The 14888-nt window shown below is 67.4% G+C and carries 17 protein-coding genes; all 17 read left to right on the forward strand.

The window, feature by feature from the left end:
- The first annotated feature begins 27 nt into the window (after positions 1–27).
- The 17 genes from FIU94_RS12400 to cysE all read left to right on the forward strand — a co-directional run bounded on the left by FIU94_RS12400 (position 28) and on the right by cysE (position 14882).
- Complete coding sequence (locus tag FIU94_RS12400) at positions 28–1254, forward strand: DNA-packaging protein (protein WP_152467041.1); 1227 nt, start codon at positions 28–30, stop codon at positions 1252–1254.
- A 161-nt stretch (positions 1255–1415) separates the two neighbouring features.
- Positions 1416–2594 carry a phage portal protein gene (locus FIU94_RS12405; protein ID WP_152466088.1) on the forward strand — a complete coding sequence of 393 codons (1179 nt, stop codon included), beginning with the start codon at positions 1416–1418 and terminating at the stop codon, positions 2592–2594.
- The gene (locus FIU94_RS12410; protein WP_152466089.1) at positions 2587–2808 is read left to right on the forward strand and encodes a hypothetical protein; all 222 of its coding nucleotides are present in this window, start codon (positions 2587–2589) and stop codon (positions 2806–2808) included. Before FIU94_RS12405 ends, FIU94_RS12410 begins: the two co-directional genes overlap by 8 nt.
- A gap of 76 nt (positions 2809–2884) precedes the next feature.
- Entirely contained in the window at positions 2885–3457 is a 573-nt protein-coding gene (locus FIU94_RS12415) for an HK97 family phage prohead protease (RefSeq protein WP_152467042.1), read from the forward strand.
- Between the two features lie 18 nt (positions 3458–3475).
- The gene (locus FIU94_RS12420) at positions 3476–4639 is read left to right on the forward strand and encodes a phage major capsid protein (protein WP_152466090.1); all 1164 of its coding nucleotides are present in this window, start codon (positions 3476–3478) and stop codon (positions 4637–4639) included.
- Positions 4640–4808: 169 nt separating this feature from the next.
- Positions 4809–5402, forward strand: a complete 594-nt coding sequence (locus tag FIU94_RS12425; protein ID WP_152466091.1) for a head-tail connector protein — start codon at positions 4809–4811, stop codon at positions 5400–5402.
- Positions 5399–5737 (forward strand): head-tail adaptor protein, encoded by a 339-nt coding sequence (locus tag FIU94_RS12430; RefSeq protein WP_152466092.1) that lies wholly within the window; start codon positions 5399–5401, stop codon positions 5735–5737. Before FIU94_RS12425 ends, FIU94_RS12430 begins: the two co-directional genes overlap by 4 nt.
- Positions 5734–6144, forward strand: a complete 411-nt coding sequence (locus FIU94_RS12435) for a DUF3168 domain-containing protein (RefSeq protein ID WP_152466093.1) — start codon at positions 5734–5736, stop codon at positions 6142–6144. The genes FIU94_RS12430 and FIU94_RS12435 overlap by 4 nt, the downstream gene beginning before the upstream one ends.
- A 34-nt stretch (positions 6145–6178) precedes the next feature.
- Entirely contained in the window at positions 6179–6604 is a 426-nt protein-coding gene (locus tag FIU94_RS12440; protein ID WP_152466094.1) for a phage major tail protein, TP901-1 family, read from the forward strand.
- Between the two features lie 2 nt (positions 6605–6606).
- Complete coding sequence (locus FIU94_RS12445; RefSeq protein WP_152466095.1) at positions 6607–6921, forward strand: gene transfer agent family protein; 315 nt, start codon at positions 6607–6609, stop codon at positions 6919–6921.
- Positions 6918–7130, forward strand: coding sequence for a rcc01693 family protein (locus FIU94_RS12450; protein WP_254702534.1), 213 nt, complete (start codon positions 6918–6920; stop codon positions 7128–7130). The genes FIU94_RS12445 and FIU94_RS12450 overlap by 4 nt, the downstream gene beginning before the upstream one ends.
- A complete protein-coding gene (locus FIU94_RS12455; RefSeq protein WP_152466096.1) occupies positions 7123–7779 on the forward strand; it encodes a phage tail tape measure protein in 657 nt (218 codons plus the stop codon). The genes FIU94_RS12450 and FIU94_RS12455 overlap by 8 nt, the downstream gene beginning before the upstream one ends.
- 15 nt (positions 7780–7794) lie before the next feature.
- Complete coding sequence (locus tag FIU94_RS12460) at positions 7795–8427, forward strand: DUF2460 domain-containing protein (RefSeq protein WP_152466097.1); 633 nt, start codon at positions 7795–7797, stop codon at positions 8425–8427.
- Positions 8427–9314, forward strand: a complete 888-nt coding sequence (locus FIU94_RS12465; protein ID WP_152466098.1) for a DUF2163 domain-containing protein — start codon at positions 8427–8429, stop codon at positions 9312–9314. Before FIU94_RS12460 ends, FIU94_RS12465 begins: the two co-directional genes overlap by 1 nt.
- Positions 9311–9745: an NlpC/P60 family protein gene (locus FIU94_RS12470; protein ID WP_152466099.1), complete on the forward strand. Its 435-nt coding sequence runs from the start codon at positions 9311–9313 to the stop codon at positions 9743–9745. Before FIU94_RS12465 ends, FIU94_RS12470 begins: the two co-directional genes overlap by 4 nt.
- Positions 9745–13674 carry a glycoside hydrolase/phage tail family protein gene (locus FIU94_RS12475; protein WP_152466100.1) on the forward strand — a complete coding sequence of 1310 codons (3930 nt, stop codon included), beginning with the start codon at positions 9745–9747 and terminating at the stop codon, positions 13672–13674. Before FIU94_RS12470 ends, FIU94_RS12475 begins: the two co-directional genes overlap by 1 nt.
- A 395-nt stretch (positions 13675–14069) precedes the next feature.
- Positions 14070–14882, forward strand: a complete 813-nt coding sequence (gene cysE / locus FIU94_RS12485; RefSeq protein ID WP_152466102.1) for a serine O-acetyltransferase — start codon at positions 14070–14072, stop codon at positions 14880–14882.
- The last annotated feature ends 6 nt before the right edge of the window (positions 14883–14888 follow it).

A 14888-nucleotide genomic window follows, 5' to 3' on the forward strand; every position in this document is an offset into this window, starting at 1 on the left:
CTGCCCTTTCTCTTCGAGTTCTGGGCGATGGACCATCAATTGCCGCCGGAGGGCGCGTGGCGGACCTGGGTGGTGCTGGGGGGCCGGGGTGCGGGCAAGACGCGGGCGGGGGCGGAATGGGTCCGCGCCCAGGTGGAGGGGGCGCGGCCGATGGATGCGGGCCGCTGCCGCCGGGTGGCGCTGGTGGGCGAGACCATCGAGCAGGTGCGGGAGGTGATGATCTTTGGCGACAGTGGCATCCTGGCCTGTTCGCCCGACGACCGGCGACCGGAATGGGAAGCGGGGCGCAAGCGGCTGGTCTGGCCGAACGGGGCGGTGGCGACGGTGCATACCGCGCATGACCCCGAAGGCTTGCGTGGCCCCCAGTTCGATGCGGCCTGGGTGGATGAGCTGGCCAAATGGAAGAAGGCGCAGGACACTTGGGACCAGTTGCAATTCGCGTTGCGGCTGGGGGACAATCCGCAGGTCTGCGTCACGACCACACCGCGAAATGTGCCGGTGCTGAAGCGTTTGTTGGCGTCGCCCTCCACGGTGACGACCCATGCGCCCACGCAGGCGAATGCGGCGCATCTGGCGCAGTCCTTTCTGGAAGAGGTGATGGCGCGTTACGCGGGAACGCGGCTGGGGCGGCAGGAACTGGACGGGGTGTTGCTGGCGGATGCCGAAGGGGCGTTGTGGACGTCGGAACTGCTGGAGGTGGCGCGGGTCGAGGGGGTGCCTGAGCTGGACCGGATCGTCGTGGGGCTGGACCCGGCGGCGTCATCGGGGGCGGGATCGGACGCCTGCGGGATCGTGGTGGCGGGGGCGCAGACCCGCGGTCCGGTGCAGGACTGGCGTGCCTATGTGCTGGCCGATGCGACGGTGCAGGGGGCCACGCCCACGGGCTGGGCGCGGGCCGCGATTTCGGCCATGGAGCGGTTTGGCGCGGACCGGCTGGTGGCGGAGGTCAACCAGGGCGGTCAGATGGTGGGCGAGGTACTGCGCGGGGTCGATCCGCTGGTGCCGTTGAAGACGGTACACGCCCGTCGGGGCAAGGTGGCGCGGGCAGAGCCGGTCGCCGCGCTTTACGAGCAGGGGCGGGTGCATCACGTGCGGGGGCTGGACCCGTTGGAGGACGAGATGTGCCGGATGACCGCACGCGGCTACGAGGGCGACGGGTCGCCAGACCGGGTGGATGCGCTGGTCTGGGCGCTGCACGACCTGATGATCGCTCCGGCGGCGAAGTGGCGGGCGCCGGGCGTGCGGAGCCTGTAGGCGCCGGGCGGGACGCCCCACCGCGGCTCTCGCAGGAAAATGGCGTGTTGCGCCCCCCATCGGGCGGTGGGGTTTCGGGACCTTAACGCATTTGAGTCAAAGTGTTCCTGTGTCGGTTGTTGAGGCGGACACTGGCGGCAGGCGAGATGAGGAGCGACGGAATGGCATTTGATTTTCTGCGGCGCGGATCGGCGGCGCCCCAGGCGGAGCGGAAGGCTTCGGCGACGGGGCCGGTGGTGGCCTATCAGACCTCGGGCCGCGTGGCCTGGAGCCCGCGCGACACGGCGAGCCTGACCCGCACCGGGTTCTGCGGGAACCCGGTCGGCTTCCGGTCGGTCAAGCTGATCGCGGAAGCTGCGGCGGCGCTGCCGCTGGTGGTGCAGGACAGCGCGCGGCGTTACGACACACATCCGCTGGCGGACCTGCTGGCCCGGCCCAACGGGGCGCAGGGCCGGGCGGAGCTGCTGGAGGCGCTTTATGCGCAGCTGCTGTTGAGCGGAAACGGTTATGTGGAGGCTGTCGGCGGGGCCGCGGGCCTGCCGGTGGAGTTGCATGTGTTGCGCTCTGACCGGATGTCGGTGGTGCCGGGCGGGGATGGCTGGCCGGTGGCCTATGAATATGCGGTTGGCGGTGCAAAGCATCGTTTCGCGGTGGCGGAAGGCGCACGCCCCATCTGTCACATCCGCAATTTCCACCCGCAGGACGACCACTATGGGTTTTCGCCGATGCAGGCGGCGGCGATGGCGATGGATGTGCATACTGCGGCCTCGCGCTGGTCGAAGGCGCTGCTGGACAATGCCGCGCGGCCGTCGGGGGCGATCGTGTACAAGGGGGCGGAAGGCCAGGGCAAGCTGAGCGAGGATCAGTACGAGCGGCTGGTGAGCGAGATGGAGAGCCACCATCAGGGCGCGCGCAACGCGGGCCGGCCGATGCTGCTGGAGGGCGGGCTGGACTGGAAGCCGATGGGGTTCTCGCCGAGCGACATGGAATTCCAGAAGACCAAGGAGGCCGCGGCGCGCGAGATTGCGCTGGCGTATGGCGTGCCGCCGATGCTGCTGGGCATCCAGGGCGATGCCACCTATGCCAATTATCAAGAGGCGCACCGGGCGTTCTATCGCCTGACGGTGCTGCCATTGGCCACGCGCGTTGCGGCGGCTTTGGCGAACTGGCTGGCCGGTTTCAGCGGCGAGGCGCTGGAGCTGAAGCCCGATCTGGATCAGGTTCCCGCGCTGGCGGCGGAGCGCGATGCGCAATGGGCGCGGGTGGCGCAGGCGGATTTTCTGACCCAGGCCGAAAAGCGCAGTCTGCTGGGTCTGCCTGCGGTGGCTGACGATGCGTGAACCCGGTTTCGAGCGGTTCGACTGTGCGCCGGGGTTGCGGTTGCAGGCCCACGAGGAAGTCAGCCGGGTTCATCGCGAAAACCTGCTGCGCAGGCTCGATCAGCTGGAAGCCATGATGGCGCGGATGGAAAGAAGGTTGTGGCTGACCGTGTACGGGGTGGCTGCGGTGATTTTGGCGCAGGCGGTTCAGTCGTTCCTGGCGGTGACGCCCTAAGCAACTGAAAATTACAGGAGTTGTCATGGATCATGATCAAGGCGACCTCGGGGTGGTTCCGGGGAACGGGAAAGATATGTCCGGCGGCCTGCCGGGGCTGGAGCGCAAGTTCGCGCGGTTCGGCGCGGCGGTCGAGGTCGAGGGCGGAACCGAGATCAGCGGATATGCCAGCCTGTTCGGGGATGCCGACCAGGGCGGCGATGTGGTGCAGGCGGGTGCCTATGCCGCCAGCCTGAAGGCGGTGAAAGCCGCGGGGCGCAGCATCAAGATGCTGTGGCAGCACGACCCGGCCCAACCGATCGGCGTCTGGGAGGAGGTGCGCGAGGACGGTCGCGGCCTGTGGGTCAAGGGGCGCATCCTGTCGAGCGTGTCGAAGGGCCGTGAGGCGGCGGCGCTGATCGCGGCGGGGGCGATTGACGGGCTGTCGATCGGCTATCGCACGGTGCGGGCGAGCAAGAACAACAGGGGCCAGCGGCTCTTGTCGGAACTGGAGCTGTGGGAGGTGTCCTTGGTGACATTTCCGATGCTTCCCAGTGCGCGGGTCGGCGCGAAGGGGGATTTGCAGCCCCTGGGCGACGCCCTGCGGGAGATGGCGGCGGCCTTTGACGGGGCGCGTGCCGAACTGGCGCGCGGGGCACCCCGCGGCTGAACCAAGCGAGGACAAGCGATGAGCGAGACCGGATCAGGGGACAGTGCAGCGTCCCCGGCAGAGGAAGTGCGCCGCGCGGTGACGGGGTTTGTCACCGATTTCAAGGGCTTCCAGGGCGAAATTGAGATGAAACTTAAACAAACGGAAGAGCGTATGATGATGTTGGACCGCAAGATGACGAAACGGACCCCGTTGGCGGCGGGCATTGAGGCCGACGCGCCGCATCAGAAGGCCTTTGGCGCCTATCTGCGCAACGGGGATGACGACGGGCTGCGGGGGTTGGAACTGGAGGGCAAGTCGCTTTCCACGACTGTCAATTCGGACGGGGGCTATCTGGTCGATCCGCAGACCTCGGTAGCGGTGCAGTCGGTGCTGAACGCGACGGCGTCGATCCGGGCAATCGCCAGTGTCGTGCGGGTCGAGGCGACCTCTTACGATGTGCTGGTGGATCATACTGAGGTGGGTGCGGGCTGGGCCACGGAAACGGGTCCGCAGGCGGAAACCGATACGCCGCAGATCGACCGCATCACCATTCCGCTGCACGAGCTTTCGGCCCTGCCGAAGGCGTCGCAGCGGCTGCTGGACGACAGTGCGTTCGACATCGAGGGATGGCTGGCCGGGCGGATTGCGAACAAGTTCGCACGGGCCGAGGCGCAGGCGTTTATTAGCGGGGACGGGATCGACAAACCTGTGGGTTTTCTGACCCATACGGCGGTGGACAACGACGTCTGGGACTGGGGCAATCTGGGCTATGTGCCCAGCGGCGTGGACGGAGAAGTGACCGCAGATGCGATCATCGAGCTGGTTTATGCGCTTGGGGCGCAATACCGGGCGAATGGGTCTTTCGTGATGAATTCCAAGACCACGGCGCTGGTGCGCAAGCTCAAGGACGCGGATGGCCGGTTCCTGTGGTCGGACGGGCTGGCGGCGGGCGAGCCGGCGCAGCTGATGGGCTATCCTGTGCTGGTGGCCGAGGACATGCCTGATCCGGGATCGGATTCCATGTCCATCGCATTTGGCGATTTCCGGGCCGGTTACACGGTGGCCGAGCGGCCCGACCTGCGCATTCTGCGCGATCCGTTCAGTGCGAAACCGCATGTGCTGTTCTACGCGACCAAGCGCGTGGGCGGCGACGTGAGCGATTTCGCCGCGATCAAGCTGATGAAATTCGGCACGTCCTGACGGGCGTGACGGATGCCGGGGCCGGGGCGACCTGACCCCGGTTCGGGCGCGCACCTGACGAGGCCCCCGCATTGCCCAGCTGCTCCCCTCTGACCGAGCGGTGCGGGTGGGTGCGCGCCCGGCACGATGACGGACCACCGCCCGGAGGGGGCGATATTTGGAGATGTGCATGATGTTGATCGAAGAAACTCCCGTCCCTGACGGTGTGCTGCCAGTGGATGCGTTCAAGGCACATCTGCGGCTGGGAACCGGCTTTGGCCTGGAGAGCGTGCAGGACGGCGTGATCCTGTCGTTCCTGCGGGCCGCGCTGGCGGCGATAGAGGGCCGCACGGGCAAGGCGGTCCTGCGGCGGGAGTTCAGCCTGAGCCTGTCCGGCTGGCGGGATGCGGCGGGTCAGCCGCTGCCGCTGTCGCCGGTGCAGGCGGTCAGCCGGGTCACGCTGGTCGCGCGAGACGGGACGGAGACCGAGGTGCCGCCCGCGCAATACTGGCTGGCGCCGGACATGCAGGCACCGCAGCTGCGGCCGGTGGGCAGCCTGCTGCCGTCCGTGCCCCCGCAGGGCAGCGTCAGCATCGTCTTCGAGGCCGGTTTTGCGACCGGGTGGGACGGTGTTCCGGGCGATCTGCGGCAGGCGGTGCTGATGCTCGCGGCGCATTATTACGAATACCGCAACGATACCGGGCTGAGCGGGGGCTGCATGCCCTTCGGCGTGAGCAGTCTGATTGAACGCTACCGCCCCGTTCGTCTGGGGATGGGCGCATGAGCCTGCCGCGGTTGAGCCACGCGCTGGTGCTGGAGACGCCGGAGCGGCTGCCGGACGGGGCGGGCGGCTTTGTCGAGGGGTGGCTGGCGGTGGGCACGCTTTGGGCGGAGATCAACGCGCGCACCGGTCGGGAAACCGGGTCGGCGGGGGCTTTGGTGAGCCGTGCCGGATTTCGCATCGTCGTGCGCGGCGCGCCCTTTGGCAGCCCCGAGCGACCGCGCGCCCAGCAGCGGCTGCGTGACGGGCAGCGCATTTTCAATATCACGGCAGTGACGGAACGCGACCCGGAGGGGCGATACCTGATCTGCCATGCGGAAGAGGAGCGGGTGGCATGAGTTACGCGGGGTCGGGGCCGTTGCAGGCGGCAGTATTTGACGCATTGAGCGCGGATGGACCGCTTGGTGCTCTGGTGGGGACGGCGATCTACGACGCGGTGCCGTCTGGCAGTCTGCCGGACATCTACGTTCGGTTGGGCAGCGAGACGGTGCGCGACGCATCGGACGGGACGGGGCCGGGGGCACTGCACCGGTTCACGGTGTCGGTGATCACGGTGCAGCCGGGGTTTGCCAGCGCGAAGCAGGCGGCGTCGGCCATCAGCGACGTGCTGCAGGACGCGGACCTGGTGCTGAGCCGGGGGCGGCTGGTGTCGCTGCGGTTCGAGCGGGCACAGGCGCGGCGCATCGACAACGGCGCGGCGCGGCAGATCGACCTGCGCTTTGCCGCGCGGGTGCAGGACGCGTGAGACACGGAATTTAGGATCAAGCAGGAGACGAAAAATGGCTGTTCAAGCAGGCAAGGACCTTTTGGTGAAGGTGGACATGACGGGAGACGGGCAGTTCGAGACGATTGCCGGTCTGCGCGCCACGCGGGTGAGTTTCAACGCCGAGACGGTGGATGTGACATCTCTCGACAGTGCGGGGGGATGGCGCGAGCTGCTGGTGGGCGCGGGGGTGCGGTCCGCCGCGATCAGCGGATCGGGTGTGTTCCGCGATGCGGGAACGGACGAACGCGCGCGGCAGCTGTTCTTTGACGGGCTGACGCCGGATTTTCAGGTCATCATTCCCGATTTCGGGGTGGTGCAGGGGCCGTTCCAGGTGACGGCGCTGGAGTATGCGGGAACATTGAACGGTGAGGCGACATTCGAGGTCAGTCTGATGTCGGCGGGAGAGCTGACATTCACGCCCGACGTGCCGGAGGTCTGAGCATGGCCAATCGTTGGAGGGGGGATGTCGCGGTGGTCATCGACGGGCAACGCCATCTGGCGCGGCTGACGCTGGGGGCGCTGGCCGAGCTGGAAGAAACGCTTGAGGCGGGGTCGCTGGTGGCCCTGGTGGAGCGGTTCGAGAGCAACAGTTTTGCCAGCCGCGACGTCGTGGCCCTGTTGGGGGCGGGGCTGCGGGGCGGCGGCGCGCGCATCACCGACGCCGCATTGGCACAGGCCGAGATCGCAGGCGGCCCGATGGCGGCGGCGCGGGCTGCGGCGGAGCTGCTGGCGCGGGCCTTTGTGGTGCCGGAATGACGGGGCCACGCGGAATGGACTGGGGGGCGTTGATGCGGGCGGGGCTGCACGGGCTGCGTCTGCCGCCCGACAGCTTCTGGGCACTGACCCCGGCGGAGTTGCAGATCATGCTGGGGCGCGCCGCCGCGCAGGCCCCGATGCTGAGCGACAGGTTGGCCGCGCTGATGGCCGCCTATCCCAACCAGAAAGAGGAAACCGGCGATGGCTGATTTTGAAGACATGGATGACCTGGAGGACAATGCCCGGGCGCTGAACGGGACCTTGGCCACGACCAGCGGGCTGGTTGCAGCCTTCGATGGCGAGCTGGGCCGCATGCGCAGCGCGCTGTCGGCGACGGGCAAGGATGTGGCCACGCTGGAGCGGGGGTTGAGCCGCGGCTTGCGCAAGGCTTTCGACGGCGTGGTCTTTGACGGGATGAAGCTGTCGGATGCGCTGAGCACGGTGGCGGAGGCGTTGATGCGGACGACCTACAATGCCGCGATGCGACCGGTCACGGATCACTTTGGCGGGCTGATCTCGCAGGGGGTTGGCAACCTGATGCAGAACATCCTGCCCTTTGCCGACGGTGCCGCCTTTAGCCAGGGGCGGGTTATGCCCTTTGCCAATGGGGGCGTGGTGCAATCGGCGACGGTGTTCCCGATGCGGGGCGGGACCGGCCTGATGGGCGAGGCTGGCCCCGAGGCGATCATGCCGCTGGCCCGGGGCAGCGACGGAAAGCTGGGGGTGCGTGGCACAGGGGGCGGCGCGACGGTCGTGATGAACATCACCACACCGGATGTGCAGGGCTTCCGCCGCAGCCAGTCGCAGATCGCCGCGCAGATGAGCCGCGCGTTGAGCGCGGGCAATCGCAACAGGTAAGACAGGAGCAGCGATATGGCTTTTCACGAGGTACGGTTTCCCGAGAGCCTGAGTTTCGGCGCCATGGGGGGGCCGCAGCGGCGTACGGATGTGGTGACGCTGGCCAACGGGTTCGAAGAGCGCAACACCCCCTGGGCGCATTCGCGTCGGGTGTTCGACGCCGGGCTGGGCATGCGGTCGATCGACGACCTGCAGCGGCTGGTCGGTTTCTTTGAGGCGCGCATGGGACAGTTGCACGGCTTTCGCTGGAAGGACTGGTCGGACTACAAGTCCTGTCCCGCGTCGCTGGAACCCGCGTTTGACGACCAGACCATCGGCTATGGCGATGGTGAGACGGCATCGTTTCAACTGGTCAAGAACTACCGGTCGGGTGAACAGGTCTATCGCCGTCCGATCCTGAAACCGGTCGCCGGGACCCTGCGGATCGGGCTGGATCAGGACGAACTGCGCGGAGGGGTGGATTTTGAGGTGGATGTGACGACGGGTGTTGTCCGGTTCGACCATCCGCCTGATCCGCAGATCGAAATCCGCGCGGGCTATGAGTTCGATGTGCCGGTGCGTTTCGATACGGACCGCATCCTGACATCGGTTGCCAGTTTCCAGGCGGGGCAGGTGCCGGACGTGCCGGTGATCGAGGTGAGGCTGTGATGGCGGGGGCCGAAGCGGCGCTTCAGGCGCATCTGGAGAGCGGGCATACGACGCTGTGCCATGCCTGGCGGATCACGCGGGACGATGGCGCGCGCTTTGCCTTTACCGATCACGACATGCCGCTGGCGTTCGACGGCGACGTCTTCCGCGCGGACACGGGGCTGAGCGCGCGGGCCATCACGCAGTCCACGGGCCTTGCGGTCGACAATACCGAGGCGCTGGGCGCGTTGAGCGACGTGACCCTGCGCGAAGACGAGATCGAGCAGGGGCGGTTCGACGGGGCCGAGGTGATGTGCTGGCTGGTGAACTGGACCGATCCGGCGCAGCGCAGGATCCTGTTCCGCGGCACCATCGGAGAGATCCGCCGGGCGGGCGGTGCCTTTCGCGCCGAACTCAGAGGATTGACGGAGGCGCTGAACCAGCCGCAGGGCCGGGTTTATCAGAAACCCTGTACCGCCGTACTGGGCGATGCCGCCTGCCGATTTGCGCTGGACACGCCCGGCTATGTGGAAACACGCGGAGTGCAGAGCATCGAAGAGAGCCGCGTCTTTTCCTGGGACAGTTTCCAGGGCTTCGAGGAAGGCTGGTTCACGCGGGGTCGGCTTGAGGTTCTGGACGGTCCGGCGCAGGGGCTGTGGGGCATTGTGAAACACGATCGTTTCGATGGCGCGCAGCGGGTGATCGAGCTGTGGGAGCCGCTGCGCGGACCGGTAGCACCGGGAGCGCAGGTCAGGCTGGTCGCGGGCTGTGACAAGCGGATGGAGACCTGTCGGCTGAAGTTCAACAATCTCGTGAACTTCCAGGGCTTTCCCGACCTGCCGGGCGAGGATTGGGTGGTGGCGGTGCCGCGATCCTCTGCGCCGAACACGGGCGGGTCGTTGCGATGAGCCGGGTTGTCGAAGCGGCGCGCGGCTGGATCGGCACGCCTTATGTGCACCAGCAGGCGACAAAGGCGGCGGGCTGCGATTGCCTTGGCCTGCTGCGCGGGGTCTGGCGCGAGGTACTGGGCGAGGAACCCGAGGCGGTGCCGGCCTATTCGATGGACTGGTCGGAACCGCAGGGCGAAGAACGGTTGTGGCGCGCGGCGGGTCGCCACCTGAGGGCCAAGGCGCGCGATCGGGCCGCGCCGGGCGATGTGCTGCTGTTCCGGATGCGCAGTGGCGCTGTGGCCAAGCATCTTGGCATTCAGACATGCGCGGGTGACGCCGCGCGTTTCATTCATGCCTACGCGGGGCGCGGGGTGGTGGAAAGCCCGCTGAGCGCCCCCTGGGCGCGGCGCGTGGTGGCGCGGTTCGAATTTCCTTTGGGAGACGGTTGATGGCAACGGTAATTTTTTCGGCCGCGGGTGCGGCGCTGGGCGGGTCGATCGGGGGAACTCTGGCGGGTTTGTCGTCGGTCGCCATAGGACGTGCGGTCGGCGCGACGCTGGGCCGGGTCGTGGATCAGCGCCTGCTGGGCCAGGGCGGGCAGGCGGTCGAGACCGGCAAGGTGGACCGTTTCCGCCTGACCCGCGCGGGCGAGGGCGAGCCGCTGGCGCAGGTTTACGGACGGATGCGCCTGGGCGGGCATGTGATCTGGGTGTCGGATTTTCAGGAGACGGTCAATGTCTCGGGCGGCGGCAAGGGGGCAAGACCCACGCCGCAAACGACCGAGTACAGCTATTCGGTCAGTCTGGCCATCGCGCTGTGCGAGGGCGAGATCACGGGCATTGGCCGGGTCTGGGCCGATGGCGAAGAGGTCGCCACGGACGACCTGAACATGCGGGTTTACGCCGGTACCGCCGACCAGCTGCCGGACCCCGTGATGGAGGCGATCGAAGGCGCGGGCAGGGTACCGGCCTATCGGGGCACCGCCTATGTGGTGATGGAGGATTTGCAGCTGGCGCCCTTTGGCAACCGGGTGCCGCAGTTCTCCTTCGAGGTGCTGCGCCCGGAACAGCCCTGTGCGCCGGGATGGGCGCATGTGCCGACCTATGGGGTTCGGGGGGTCGCGTTGATCCCCGGCACGGGGGAATATGGGCTGGCGACGACCGAGGTATCCTACATCGACGCGGCGCAGGCGCGCTGGAGCGCAAATGTGAACACGCCGCAGGGAAAAGCAGATTTTGCCCTCTCGCTGGAGACGCTGGAGGAGGAACTGCCGAACCTGGAGGCGGCTTCGCTCGTGGTATCCTGGTTCGGGGACGACCTGCGCTGCGCCAGTTGCACCATCCGGCCCAAGGTCGAGGACCCGGTGATCGAGGGTGAGAACATGCCGTGGCAGGTGGCGGGGCTGACCCGCAGCGCCGCCGAGGTGATCGTGGAGCAGGACGGCAGGCCGATCTACGGCGGCACGCCGACGGATCAGTCGGTGGTCGAGGCGATCCGGGCGATGAACGCGGCAGGAAAGGCGGTGATGTTCTACCCCTTCATCCTGATGGATCAGGTGGCGGGCAACACGCTGCCCGACCCCTACAGCGATGCCGACACCCAGCCGCCCTTGCCCTGGCGCGGGCGGATCACCCTGTCGCAGGCGCCCGGACGGCCCGGCAGCCCGGACGGCACGGCGCAGGCGGCGGCGGAGGTCGACGCGTTTTTCGGCAGCGTGACGGCGGGCGACTTTACCATCGGCGACGGCAGCGTGGTCTACACCGGACCGGAGGAATGGTCCCTGTCGCGGTTCATTCTGCATTACGCGGCGCTGTGTGCCGCTGCCGGTGGGGTCGATGCCTTTTGCATCAGTTCGGAGATGCGCGGGCTGACCTGGATCCGGGCCGAGGGCGACAGCTTTCCGGCTGTCGCGCGGCTGCGGGCGCTGGCGGCCGAGGCGCGCGCCCTGCTGGGGCCGGAGGTCAAGATCAGCTATGCGGCGGATTGGTCGGAGTACTTTGGCTATCAGCCGGCGGATGGCAGCGGCGACGTCTACTTTCACCTCGATCCATTCTGGGCCGATGAGAATGTCGATTTCATCGGCATCGACAACTACATGCCCCTGGCCGACTGGCGCGAGGGGAGCGATCATCTGGACGCGCAAACCTATGACGCGATCTACGATCTCGATTATCTGCGCGCCAACATAGAAGGCGGGGAGGGCTATGACTGGTACTATCATTCCCCCGAAGCGCGCGACGCGCAGATCCGAACGCCGATCACCGATGGCGCCTTTGAAGAGCCTTGGGTGTTTCGTTACAAGGACATCCGCAACTGGTGGGGCATGGCGCATCACGAGCGCCTGGGCGGGGTCCGGAAGGAGGAACCGACGGACTGGGTGCCCGGGTCCAAACCGATCTGGTTCACGGAATACGGCTGTGCCGCCGTGGACAAGGGGGCGAACGAGCCGAACAAGTTCCTGGACCGGAAAAGTTCCGAAAGCGCGTTGCCGCGGTATTCTGACGGGACGCGCGACGACCTGATGCAGATGCAGTATCTGCGGGCGATCTCGTCCTATTGGGACGATCCGGCGCGCAATCCCGTGGCGACCGAATACGCCGGTCGGATGCTGGAGATGCGCCGCGCCTTTGTCTGGGCCTGGGATGTGCGGCCTTTTCCGTTCTTTCCCAACAACCGCGGTCTGTGGAGCGACGGTGAGAACTATGCGCGGGGCCACTGGATCAACGGGCGCACCTCTGCGCGGACACTGGCGTCGGTCGTGACGGAGATCTGCGCGCGGGCGGGGGTGGCGGCGTTCAGCACGGAGGGGCTGCACGGCTATGTGCGCGGCTACGCGGTCGAACAGGTGAGCGACGCGCGCACGGCGCTGCAACCGCTGATGGTGCGCCACGGGTTCGACGCGGTGGAGCGGGACGGTGTATTGTCCTTCCGGCGGCGCGACGGGCTGGGGGCGCGGGCGTTGTCGCGGGACCAGCTTGCGGTCAGCGACGAGCTGGACGGCGTGATCGAGCAACTGCGCGAGGCGGAGGCCGAGGTTTCGGGCCGGGTGCGGCTGCGCTTCGTGCAGGCCGAAGGCGATTTCGACGTGATCGCCGAAGAGGCGGTGCTGCCCGACGAGGCCACCCACGGCATCGCGGCATCCGAGCTGAACATGGCGCTGACCCGGACGGAGGGACGGCAGGTGGCGGAACGCTGGCTGACCGAGGCGCGGGTGGCGCGTGAACAGGTGCGCCTGGCGCTGCCGCCGTCACTTTGGGCGCTGGGCGCGGGGGATGTGGTGGAGCTGGCCGGAGAGGGGCAGGAAGGTCCGGGGCTATACCGGATCGACCGGGCCGAGCGCATGGACGTGCAATTGGTGGATGCGGTGCGGATCGAGCCGGAGGTCTACGAGGCGTCGCCCTTTGACGATGCGGCGGTGCCGCTGCGGCCCTTCGTGGCGCCGGTTCCGGTGACGGCACAGTTCATGGACCTGCCGCTGCTGCGCGGCGACGAGGTGCCGCATGCGCCGCATGTGGCCGCGACGGCGCAGCCCTGGCCGGGGGCGGTCGCGGTTTATCGCTCTGGTTCGGACGCGGATTACCGGCTCGACACGCTGTTGCCTGCGCGCAGCACCATGGGTGTCACCCTGAACGACCTGCCCGCCGCGGCCCCCGGTTTGCTGGATCGGGGTGGGGTGCTGGAGGTGCGGCTGACCGCCGGGATGCTGGAATCGGTGGGCCGGGAGGCGCTGCTGGGAGGCGCGAACCTGGCTGCGATCGGGGACGGAACCCCCGAAAACTGGGAGGTGTTCCAGTTCGAAACGGCGCAACTGGTGGCGCCGGGGACCTATTGGCTGTCCGGACGCTTGCGCGGTCAGGCGGGCACCGATGCGCTGATGCCGCCGGTCTGGCCTGCCGGGTCCCGTTTTGTGCTGCTGGACGGCAGGCCGCGGCAGATCGACATCTCGCCGAACCTGCGCCGGGTGGCGCAGCATTACCGCATCGGACCGGCGCGGCGTGGCTACGACGATCCGTCCTACCGGCATGTCGTGGCAGCCTTTGACGGAAACGGTCTGCGCCCCCTCAGCCCCTGTCACCTGACGGCGGTCAGGCGGGCGGATGAGGGCTTTGAGTTCGGATGGATCCGCCGGACCCGGCTGGGCGGAGATCCCTGGGATCCGCCTGAGGTGCCGCTGGGCGAGGAGAGCGAACGCTACCTCGTGCAGATCAGCGTGGACGGCACGGTGCTGCGCACCCAGGAGGTGACGGCACCGGGCTGGACCTATACCGAGGCCGACCAGCAGGCCGACGGTCTGACGCTGCCTTTCGAGGTATCGGTGGCGCAGGTATCGGCGGTCTATGGACCCGGTCTGGCAGAGGTTCGGGTGGTCGGCGGCTGATGCGGGCGGTGCTGTTGAGCGATCTGCTGGCTGCGGCACGGGCGTTGCGGGCGGCCCCCTGCGACCGCCGCGCAGTGCTGTGCGCACGGCTGCTGAGGGAGGCAGACTGGGCCGACAGGTATGTCGGGCGCCTGGGGCGGTTGCATCCATTGTGGGGTAACGGAACCTTGAAGGCGGCAGCGGAAGCGCGCGGCAGGGGGCAGGCTGCCGGGCTGGACGATCCCGAATTTCGCTTGTGTCTGCAAATGGTTCTGGCGGCGCTGGGCGAAAAATGCGCGGCGCACTCTTGCAAGCGGAGCTTACATGCACACATGGGAATTTAGTTGCATCACGGGTTTGCCATTGGTTTTCTGATGCGGCATGAGGTAGCTTTACGGCAGCAAAGGACGTGATCTATGGCCGAACCCAGCAGAAACATCTCCAGTGTCGATCCGGTCTGGGAACAGATCCAGCACGAGGCACAGCAGGCTGTGAAGGACGAACCGCTGATCGGCGGCTTCGTGCATGCCTGTATTCTGCATCACAAGTCGATCGAGAAGGCGCTGTCCTATCGCGTTGCGGCGAAGCTGGCGTCGAACGAGATGTCGATGATGGTGGTCCGCGAGATCGTGGACGAGGCCATTGCCGAGGACCCCGGTCTGGTGGAAGCGGCACGCGCGGATCTGGTGGCGATCTACGAGCGTGACCCGGCCTGCCACAGGCTGGTGCAGCCCATCCTCTACTTCAAGGGCTACCAGGCGGTGCAGGCCTACCGGGTGGGCCATCACCTGTGGAAGAAGGGCAAGCGCGACCTGGCCTATTTCGTCCAGATGCGGGTGAGCGAGATCTTTGGTGTGGACATCCACCCGGCGGCGCGGATCGGCAAGGGGATCATGATCGACCATGCCCATTCGATTGTCATCGGCGAGACAGCCGTGGTGGGCGACAACGTGTCGATGCTGCATTCCGTGACCCTTGGCGGTACCGGCAAAGAGGAAGAGGACCGTCACCCCAAGATCGAGGATGGTGTGCTGATCGGGGCCGGGGCCAAGGTGCTGGGCAACATCAGGGTGGGCCATTGCAGCCGCATCGCAGCCGGTTCCGTCGTGCTGGAGGAGGTGCCGCCCTGCAAGACCGTGGCAGGCATCCCGGCGAAGATCGTGGGCGAGGCGGGGTGCGATCAGCCGTCGGTGCTGATGGACCATATGTTCGGCCCCAAGACCGCCTGAACCGGC

It is taken from the genome of Sulfitobacter sp. THAF37, assembly GCF_009363555.1.
Classification (GTDB): Bacteria; Pseudomonadota; Alphaproteobacteria; order Rhodobacterales; family Rhodobacteraceae; genus Sulfitobacter.

Coding starts and splice junctions, on each gene's coding strand:
- cysE (WP_152466102.1), top strand. CDS start 14,070: ATGGCCGAACCCAGCAGAAACATCTCCAGTGTCGATCCGGTCTGGGAA.
- FIU94_RS12425 (WP_152466091.1), top strand. CDS start 4,809: ATGATGTTGATCGAAGAAACTCCCGTCCCTGACGGTGTGCTGCCAGTG.
- FIU94_RS12440 (WP_152466094.1), top strand. CDS start 6,179: ATGGCTGTTCAAGCAGGCAAGGACCTTTTGGTGAAGGTGGACATGACG.
- FIU94_RS12460 (WP_152466097.1), top strand. CDS start 7,795: ATGGCTTTTCACGAGGTACGGTTTCCCGAGAGCCTGAGTTTCGGCGCC.
- FIU94_RS12410 (WP_152466089.1), top strand. CDS start 2,587: ATGCGTGAACCCGGTTTCGAGCGGTTCGACTGTGCGCCGGGGTTGCGG.
- FIU94_RS12455 (WP_152466096.1), top strand. CDS start 7,123: ATGGCTGATTTTGAAGACATGGATGACCTGGAGGACAATGCCCGGGCG.
- FIU94_RS12415 (WP_152467042.1), top strand. CDS start 2,885: ATGTCCGGCGGCCTGCCGGGGCTGGAGCGCAAGTTCGCGCGGTTCGGC.
- FIU94_RS12465 (WP_152466098.1), top strand. CDS start 8,427: ATGGCGGGGGCCGAAGCGGCGCTTCAGGCGCATCTGGAGAGCGGGCAT.
- FIU94_RS12435 (WP_152466093.1), top strand. CDS start 5,734: ATGAGTTACGCGGGGTCGGGGCCGTTGCAGGCGGCAGTATTTGACGCA.
- FIU94_RS12470 (WP_152466099.1), top strand. CDS start 9,311: ATGAGCCGGGTTGTCGAAGCGGCGCGCGGCTGGATCGGCACGCCTTAT.
- FIU94_RS12475 (WP_152466100.1), top strand. CDS start 9,745: ATGGCAACGGTAATTTTTTCGGCCGCGGGTGCGGCGCTGGGCGGGTCG.
- FIU94_RS12430 (WP_152466092.1), top strand. CDS start 5,399: ATGAGCCTGCCGCGGTTGAGCCACGCGCTGGTGCTGGAGACGCCGGAG.
- FIU94_RS12420 (WP_152466090.1), top strand. CDS start 3,476: ATGAGCGAGACCGGATCAGGGGACAGTGCAGCGTCCCCGGCAGAGGAA.
- FIU94_RS12400 (WP_152467041.1), top strand. CDS start 28: ATGGACCATCAATTGCCGCCGGAGGGCGCGTGGCGGACCTGGGTGGTG.
- FIU94_RS12405 (WP_152466088.1), top strand. CDS start 1,416: ATGGCATTTGATTTTCTGCGGCGCGGATCGGCGGCGCCCCAGGCGGAG.
- FIU94_RS12445 (WP_152466095.1), top strand. CDS start 6,607: ATGGCCAATCGTTGGAGGGGGGATGTCGCGGTGGTCATCGACGGGCAA.
- FIU94_RS12450 (WP_254702534.1), top strand. CDS start 6,918: ATGACGGGGCCACGCGGAATGGACTGGGGGGCGTTGATGCGGGCGGGG.